This window comes from Roseovarius sp. D22-M7 (assembly GCF_037083785.1).
Taxonomy (GTDB): Bacteria; Pseudomonadota; Alphaproteobacteria; order Rhodobacterales; family Rhodobacteraceae; genus Roseovarius.
In genome coordinates this window covers 1-6,072 of the sequence record NZ_JBAPKY010000009.1, presented here as the reverse complement: position 1 = coordinate 6,072, position 6,072 = coordinate 1, and the positions used below count along the sequence as shown (strand labels likewise).

The following is a 6,072-nucleotide window of genomic DNA, read 5'->3' as shown; positions in this document are numbered from 1 at the left end:
GCGCGCCCGGCCGCCGGCGTTTCTTGTTCCGATGTCAGCTTGCACACCCGCACGGCCGGCTGCAATGCCGATATCCCTGCCCGTCTGCCCTTTCGCTGCCGCGCCGCGGCCGGCATATGCCAGGCGGGACCGTTACCGATCGAGGCCGGCGCGCACATCGTCGAGGATCCGCTTGGCCTCGGATCCCTGCATGCGCGCGATGTCGTCCTGGTATTTCAGGATGGCCCCCAACGTGTCCGCGATCACCTCGGGGCTGAGGCTGATCACGTCGAGCGCAAGCAGGCACTTGGCCCAGTCGATGGTCTCGGCGACGCCGGGTTTCTTGAACAGGTCCTCGGTGCGCAACGCCTGCACGAAGGCCACGACCTCGCGGCTCAACGTCTCGGCGGCCTCGGGCACGCGGGCATGCAGGATCTCGATCTCGCGATCGAAATCGGGATACTCGACCCAGTGATAGAGGCAGCGCCGCTTCAGCGCGTCGTGCACCTCGCGCGTGCGGTTCGAGGTCAGGATCACGATCGGCGGCTCGGGGGCGTGGATCGTGCCAAGTTCGGGAATGGTCACCTGGTAGTCGCTGAGGGCTTCCAGCAGGAACGCCTCGAACGGCGCGTCGGTGCGGTCGATCTCGTCGATCAGCAGTACCGGCGCGCCGCCGGGCTGCGGGCGCATCGCCTGCAAGAGCGGCCGCTCGACGAGATATTCCTCGGTGAAAAGCTCGTCCTTGAGATGCCCGCGATCCACGCCGCCCGCCGCCTCGGCGGTCCGGATGGCGATCATCTGTTCGGCGAAATTCCACTCGTAGACCGCGCTCGCGGTGTCCAGCCCCTCGTAGCATTGCAGCCGAATCAGGCGCCGGCCGAGACCCCTGGCAAGCGCCTTGGCGATCTCGGTCTTGCCGGTGCCCGCCTCGCCCTCGAGGAACAACGGCCGCGCCAGGGTCAGCGCCAGAAAGCTCACGGTGCCAAGCGCACGCCCGCAGATGTAATCCTGCCCCGCCAGCATGTCCTGCACGGCGCAGATGGATGAGGGGTGTTGCACGCTGTGACCTCCGCGATTGCTCCGAGGCGTTCAGAAGTGCATGGCGCGGGCGGCGCGGTCAAGGTGGCGGCCCGTCCGGCGCATCCCTCTGGTCTTGACCCCGGCGATTGTGTATCGCTGGCGTCATGACGACCTCACTGACCCTCCGCCGTCCCGACGACTGGCACCTGCATCTGCGCGACGGCGCGATACTGCGCGCGGTCCTGCCGGAATCCGCGCGGCATTTCGCCCGGGCGATCATCATGCCCAACCTCGTGCCGCCGGTCGTCACCGCCCGGGACGCCCGCGCCTATCGCGACCGGATCCTGGCGGCCCTGCCCAAGGAGATGACATTCACCCCGCTCATGACGCTCTACCTCACCGAGGAGACCGATCCGGCGGATGTCGCTCACGCCCATGCCTCGGGCCTCGTGACGGCGGTCAAGCTCTACCCCGCGGGCGCCACCACCAACTCGGCCTCTGGGGTGCGCGATGTCGACCGGGTGCGCGGTGTGCTCGAGAAAATGGCCGAGATCGGCCTGCCGCTCTGCGTGCATGGCGAGGTGACCGACGCGCATATCGACATCTTCGACCGCGAGGCGGTGTTCATCGACCGCGTTCTCGATCCCGTCCGCCGCGCCACACCCGGGCTGCGCGTGGTGATGGAGCATGTCACCACCCGCGACGCGGTGGACTATGTCACCTCGCAGCCCCGCGATCTCGGCGCGACGATCACCACGCATCACATGGTCATCAACCGCAACCACATCCTCGTGGGCGGGATCAAGCCGCACTACTACTGCCTGCCCGTGGCCAAGCGCGAGGACCACCGGCTTGCCCTACGCGCGGCGGCCACCTCCGGCGATCCGCGGTTCTTCCTCGGGACCGACAGCGCGCCGCATGCCGATCCCGCGAAGGAAAGCGCCTGCGGCTGCGCGGGCTGCTTCACCGCCCCGCACACGCTTTCCATCCTCGCGCATGTGTTCGAGGACGAGGACGCGCTCGACCGGCTCGAAACCTTCACGTCGCTCAACGGTCCCGCCTTCTACGGGCTGGCGCCCAACGACACGACCCTGACGCTGACGAAGGGCGACGCGGTCCGCTACCCTGAAAGGATCGAGACAGGCGACGGCCCCGTTACCCTTTTCGATCCCGGCTTCCCGCTGCACTGGCACGTCACCTGAGCTTCATCTTTCCACAAATACTCCCGCCGGAGGCATGATCGCTTTTCGGCGCAGCGCCCCCGACAAGGACACCCCGATGATCCCCGTCACCTACCCCGAGCCGCACGAGATCGCCCGCCTGACAGCGCGCATGCTGCTGGAAGTCGAGGCCGTGCATTTCAACGCGCGCGAGCCCTTCACGCTGGCCTCCGGCCTGCCCTCGCCAACCTATATCGATTGCCGCAAGCTGATCTCGTTTCCCCGCATCCGTTCGACGCTGATGGACTTTCTGACCATCACGGTGATGCGTGAGGCCGGGTTCGAGGCCTTCGACACCGTCGCGGGCGGCGAGACGGCGGGCATCCCCTTCGCGGCGCTGGTGGCCGAACGCATGGCGCTGCCGATGACCTATGTGCGCAAGAAGGCCAAGGGGTACGGGCGCAACGCCCGCATCGAGGGGGTGATGGGCGACGGCGACCGCGTGCTTCTGGTCGAGGACCTGACCACCGATGGCGGCTCGAAGCTCAGCTTCGTCGACGCGATCCGCGAGACCGGGGCAAGCTGCGGCCACACGGCGGTGATCTTCTATTACGGCATCTTTCCCGAAACCGCGGCGCGGCTCGCCGATCACGGCGTGCGGCTGCACCACCTTTGCACCTGGTGGGACGTGCTTGCCGAGGCCCGCGCGCAGGGCGCCTTCACCGCCGAGACGCTCGACACCGTCGAGGCGTTTCTGAACGGTCCGCGCAAGTGGCAGGAAACAAACGGAAAATAAACTCTGTCGGCGGCGTTGTGGATATCGTCAGATACGAATCGAAACTCGCATCAAGATATGGTATAAAGGAGTTTATCCGACACAGTATGCAGGGTCGACAGAAACAATACTGGGTTTACACGCGATTTATCCCCAGCCTCGCGCACAGGTTCATCCACGTGGCGTGATCGCATGATCTGACCTAAGACACCCGGACGACAGGTAAACCATAAAAGCAGGGACAGCAGGGATGAACGAGGTCAGCGTCTTCAACGCCACCGGAACCGAGATCCAGTCGGCCGAGACCGTGCCGCATTCGATCGAGGCCGAACAGCAGATCCTCGGTGCGATCCTGACCAACAACGAGATCTACGACCGCATCGCGCAGATCATCGGGCCGCAGCATTTCTACGACCCCGTGCATGCCCGCATCTTCGAGACCGCCGCGGCCCGGATCAGCCGCAACACGCTGGCTTCTCCGGTCACGCTGCGCGCCTTTCTCGAGGATGACGAGGGGCTCAAGGAACTGGGCGGCGCCAATTACCTCGTCACCCTCGCCGGCGCGGCGATCTCGACCTATGCCGCGCGCGACTATGCGCAGATGCTCTACGATCTCGCCATCCGGCGCGAACTGATCGCGCTCGGCCACGACATTGCCGGCAAGGCCGCACGCGTGAATGTCGACAGCGAGCCGAGCGACCAGATCGTCGAGGCCGAGCAGAAGCTTTACAACCTCGCCGAACAGGGCAAGTCGGATTCGGGCTTCCAGAGCTTTCTCAAGGCGGTCACCGATGCCGTGAACGTGGCCAACGCCGCCTACCAGCGCGAGGGCGGGATGGCCGGCATCTCGACCGGGCTGACGGATCTCGACCACAAGCTCGGCGGGCTGCACAATTCCGACCTTCTGATCCTCGCTGGTCGTCCGTCGATGGGCAAGACGTCGCTGGCCACGAATATCGCCTTCAACATCGCCCGGTCCTACCGCCGCGGCGTGCGCGCGGACGGCACCGAGGGCGCGGTGGATGGCGGGGTCGTCGGCTTCTTCTCGCTGGAGATGAGCGCCGAACAGCTCGCCAGCCGTGTGCTGTCGGAGGCCGCGGAAATCTCGTCGCACAAGATCCGCCAGGGCGACATGGACGAAGAGGAATTTCGCCGCTTCGTCGAGGCCGCCAAGACACTCGAGTCCTGTCCGCTCTATATCGACGACACCGCCGCCATCCCGATCGCGCAGATCGCGGCGCGCGCCCGGCGTCTCAAGCGCACGCACGGGCTCGACGTGCTGATCGTCGACTACCTGCAACTGGTGCGCGGCTCGGCCGACAATCGCGTGCAGGAGATCGGCGAAATCTCGATGGGTCTCAAGGCGATCGCCAAGGAGCTCAACATCCCCGTCATCGCGCTGTCGCAGCTCAGCCGCCAGGTCGAGAACCGCGAGGACAAGCGCCCGCAACTGTCGGACCTGCGCGAATCCGGCTCGATCGAGCAGGACGCCGACGCGGTGATGTTCGTCTTCCGCGAAGAGTATTACAAGGAACGCGAGAAGCCGGGCGATCACGAGATGGACAAGATGGCCGAATGGCAAGAGGCGATGGCCCGCCTGCACGGCAAGGCCGAGGTGATCATCGGCAAGCAGCGCCACGGCCCCATCGGCACGGTCGAGCTGAGCTTCGAGGATCAGTTCACCCGCTTCGGCAACCTCGTGAAACCGTGGCAACAGGGCGGCGTGCGAGAGTTCTGACCCGGCGCCGATAATGCGGCCTTCACGCGAAGGCCGCCACCTCGGCCAGGGCCCGCTCTACCAGCTCCGGCCCGGCGCCGGGACGGGTCGCGCCCTCGGAGAGCGCGCGCCGCCAGCCGCGCGCGCCCGGCCGGCCCGCAAAAAGCCCCAGCATGTGCCGCGTCACCTGGTGCAGCTTGCCGCCCTGCGCCAGATGCGCCTCGATATAGGGGAGCATATCGCGCGCGGCGTCCTCCACCCGGGTGTCGGGCGTGGTCGCACCAAAGATCAGACGATCCGCGGCGCAAAGGATATCGGCGGGCTGATGGTACGCCGCGCGGCCAACCATCACCCCGTCGAGCCCCGCATCGAGGAACCCTCGCGCCGCGTCCAGCGAGGCGATCCCGCCATTGATCGAGATGTGCATCCCGGGAAACGTCCGCTTCATCCGTAGCACGAGATCGGGATCGAGCGGCGGCACGTCGCGGTTCTCCTTGGGGCTCAGCCCCTGCAGCCACGCCTTGCGCGCATGGATGATGACGCGATTGCACCCCGCCTCCGAGATCCGGGTCAGAAACTCCGGCAGCAGGACCTCAGGGTCCTGGTCATCCACCCCGATGCGGCACTTGACCGTCACGTCGACATCAACGGCCGCGCGCATGGCCGCCACGCAGTCGGCGACAAGGCCCGGCCGCGTCATCAGCACGGCGCCAAACGTGCCCGATTGCACCCGGTCCGAGGGGCAGCCGCAATTGAGGTTGATCTCATCGTACCCCGCCTGCGCCCCCACGCGCGCCGCCAGCGCCAGTTCCTCGGGATCCGAGCCGCCCAATTGCAACGCCACGGGATGCTCCTCTGGGCTGTGATCCAGCAAATGCAGCGCCCCACCCCGCACCAGCGCCGCCGCCGTGACCATTTCGGTATAGAGCAACGTGCACCGGCTGAGCCGCCGGTGCAGATACCGGCAATGTCGGTCGGTCCATTCCATCATCGGCGCAGAAGATAAGCGCGCTGCCGCGGTGGCTGCGTTCAAAGGCATTCAGCAATCTCCAAGGGTCCGCCATCACTTGCGACAGACCCACTGTGCACACCATACGCACACGAAGGACGTACCGCCACCCTGCCCCGTGCAAAGACAGGCAATTAGCGGTGTTTGGGTGGGTCCAAGGCTGACACCAACCCCGAAACTCAATCTGTTCACGACCCACGGCTGAAATATGCTCATCGCCAATGCGATCCAAGGAGCAGACATTGCTGTGATGCGCAACGATAAATGAACAATCGTTTCTCAAACCTTCGCGTTGCGTGCAGCATTCAACAGGAACGGGCGTATTTTGTTGAAAAACTCGTGCTTGATCGAAGCGTAAGTTGCTGATTCAATTCTTCTGGCCAGCGGGAGAATTGAGCAATGTTGGGACCGA

At 65.5% G+C, this 6,072-nt stretch carries 5 protein-coding genes; 3 read left to right on the top strand and 2 right to left on the bottom strand.

Annotated elements, in window-relative coordinates:
- Nucleotides 1-132 precede the first annotated feature (132 nt).
- Entirely contained in the window at nucleotides 133-1,038 is a 906-nt protein-coding gene (locus V8324_RS05870; RefSeq protein WP_336418995.1) for an AAA family ATPase, read from the bottom strand.
- Nucleotides 1,039-1,163: 125 nt separating this feature from the next.
- Here V8324_RS05870 and pyrC point away from each other — a divergent pair, with 125 nt between their 5' ends.
- The 3 genes from pyrC (at nucleotide 1,164) to V8324_RS05855 (ending at nucleotide 4,672) form a co-directional block, all read left to right on the top strand.
- Nucleotides 1,164-2,201, top strand: a complete 1,038-nt coding sequence (pyrC, locus tag V8324_RS05865) for a dihydroorotase (RefSeq protein ID WP_336418994.1) — start codon at nucleotides 1,164-1,166, stop codon at nucleotides 2,199-2,201.
- 76 nt (nucleotides 2,202-2,277) lie between these two features.
- Entirely contained in the window at nucleotides 2,278-2,955 is a 678-nt protein-coding gene (locus V8324_RS05860; RefSeq protein WP_336419092.1) for an orotate phosphoribosyltransferase, read from the top strand.
- 229 nt (nucleotides 2,956-3,184) lie between these two features.
- A complete protein-coding gene (locus V8324_RS05855) occupies nucleotides 3,185-4,672 on the top strand; it encodes a replicative DNA helicase (protein ID WP_336418993.1) in 1,488 nt (495 codons plus the stop codon).
- A gap of 22 nt (nucleotides 4,673-4,694) precedes the next feature.
- Here the strand turns inward: V8324_RS05855 and dusA are convergent, their stop codons facing one another.
- Complete coding sequence (gene dusA, locus V8324_RS05850) at nucleotides 4,695-5,690, bottom strand: tRNA dihydrouridine(20/20a) synthase DusA (protein WP_336418992.1); 996 nt, start codon at nucleotides 5,688-5,690, stop codon at nucleotides 4,695-4,697.
- Nucleotides 5,691-6,072: the final 382 nt, after the last annotated feature.

Excerpts from the sequence above, each read along its gene's own strand:
- pyrC (WP_336418994.1), top strand. The coding sequence starts at position 1,164 with ATGACGACCTCACTGACCCTCCGCCGTCCCGACGACTGGCACCTGCAT.
- V8324_RS05860 (WP_336419092.1), top strand. The coding sequence starts at position 2,278 with ATGATCCCCGTCACCTACCCCGAGCCGCACGAGATCGCCCGCCTGACA.
- V8324_RS05855 (WP_336418993.1), top strand. The coding sequence starts at position 3,185 with ATGAACGAGGTCAGCGTCTTCAACGCCACCGGAACCGAGATCCAGTCG.
- dusA (WP_336418992.1), bottom strand. The coding sequence starts at position 5,690 with ATGCCTTTGAACGCAGCCACCGCGGCAGCGCGCTTATCTTCTGCGCCG.